Here is a 1,476-nt window from a genome sequence, read left to right as displayed (position 1 = left end):
TTCCCACCCTTTGCCGAAAAAGACCGAGCTTGCAATTCGTTCGGCAGCCGGACGCGCAGGAAATTCGCCCTCACCGCCCGATGCGTGGATCAGGCGGCCCGAAGTGAAGAATTGAAGAATTGAGTTGATGAATTGACGATTTTGATGATCTGGAGAAATCGGCGAGCGAGGCTATCGCCTTCAATCCTCAATTCCTCCACTCCTCAATTCGCGACTATGCGGCTGCTTTCGCCTGCCGGTCAAAAAACAGTGCCTGGCTGATCAGCGCCTTGACCATGTCGGGATTGAACGGCTTGGTGACCAGGAAGGCTGGTTCCGGTCGTTCACCAGTCAACAGGCGCTCGGGGAAGGCGGTGATGAAGATGACCGGCACCGACGTCGATGACAGGATCTCGTTCACGGCCTCGATGCCGGAACTGCCGTCGGCAAGCTGGATGTCGGCCAGCACCATCTTCGGCCGTGTCTTGCCGAACATCATCACGGCCTCGGCATGGGTGCGCGCCGTTCCAACGACCCGGTGCCCGAGGCTCTCGACCATTTCTTCGATATCCATGGCGATCAGCGGTTCATCCTCGATGATCAGAACGTCGGTTGCCACCTGGCGGGATATCTCGTTGCTCGCCTGGGCAAGCAGCTCTGAAAACTCCTGGTCGCCGACGTCGAGGATCTCAGCCGCTTCGTCCTCGCTGAAGCCTTCGACAGCCACGAGGAGGAAGGCCTGACGGGGCCGCGGCGCGATCGCATTCAGATTGGCGGCGGTGCGCTGTTCCCACGCCGATTGCGCCTGCTCCTGTGGAACGCGGATGGCGACCGATGTGAACAGCTTGGCGAAAACCTTGTACAGCGCGATGCGGTCGCTCGATGCTTCGGGAAATATCTCGATATCGGCGATGATGGCCTCGAGCATCGCGGCTACCAGCGCATCACCACTCTCTTGCGACCCGGAAACAGCCCGCGAGAAGCGGCGCAGGAAGGGCAGATGTGGTGCGATGGTGGCGGATAAGCTCATGGTAAGACGTCTCCCTCAGAATGACGTGAATGCGTAGCAGGTCAAGCTGACTGCAAGCCCTGACGATAACGCGGATTTTTAGAAAAAGTTCCGCCTCGACGGAACAAATACCGGGGAGGGGCGTTTGGGGTCGGGATGGGCAACCAGACGAGGGCGCCGCTTGCGTTGTGTTGAGTATGATAAGAGCGGTTTGAGCGCTGGGAATACAAGGGCAAAATGAAGGATATGACGAAAGATATTCTGGCTGGCGCCGAGAGCAGGCGCCGGAACGGTTCTGGTGATGCTCTTGGGCCGAACTCCGAAATCGGACGCAAACTCAAACAATATTACGACGCGCTGGTCTCCGACGATGTGCCGGATCGCTTTTCCCAGTTGCTTAGCCAGCTGGAACGGGCTGAACCCGCACAGAAGAAGGACTGAGGCATGGCCGCGGTCTCACAAGGCTTCAAGACCGATCTGCTTGGGGC

Annotated in this window: 2 protein-coding genes; one reads left to right on the top strand and one right to left on the bottom strand. The window is 58.5% G+C overall.

Annotation, left to right across the window (positions count from 1 at the left end):
- Positions 1-214 precede the first annotated feature (214 nt).
- Positions 215-1,009 carry a response regulator gene (locus EN964_RS34405; RefSeq protein WP_023810997.1) on the bottom strand — a complete coding sequence of 265 codons (795 nt, stop codon included), beginning with the start codon at positions 1,007-1,009 and terminating at the stop codon, positions 215-217.
- Between the two features lie 216 nt (positions 1,010-1,225).
- On the opposite strand from EN964_RS34405, the gene EN964_RS34400 reads away from it, so the two are divergent.
- Complete coding sequence (locus tag EN964_RS34400; RefSeq protein WP_127269630.1) at positions 1,226-1,429, top strand: NepR family anti-sigma factor; 204 nt, start codon at positions 1,226-1,228, stop codon at positions 1,427-1,429.
- Positions 1,430-1,476: the final 47 nt, after the last annotated feature.

The organism is Mesorhizobium sp. M7A.F.Ca.CA.001.10.2.1, from assembly GCF_003998575.1.
GTDB lineage: Bacteria > Pseudomonadota > Alphaproteobacteria > Rhizobiales > Rhizobiaceae > Mesorhizobium.
The sequence above is the reverse complement of the archived record's forward strand: the minus strand, read 5'-3'. Positions and strand labels throughout refer to the sequence as shown.

What these genes read in the sequence shown, in the direction of transcription:
- EN964_RS34400 (WP_127269630.1), top strand. Translation starts at nt 1,226, where the DNA reads ATGAAGGATATGACGAAAGATATTCTGGCTGGCGCCGAGAGCAGGCGC.
- EN964_RS34405 (WP_023810997.1), bottom strand. Translation starts at nt 1,009, where the DNA reads ATGAGCTTATCCGCCACCATCGCACCACATCTGCCCTTCCTGCGCCGC.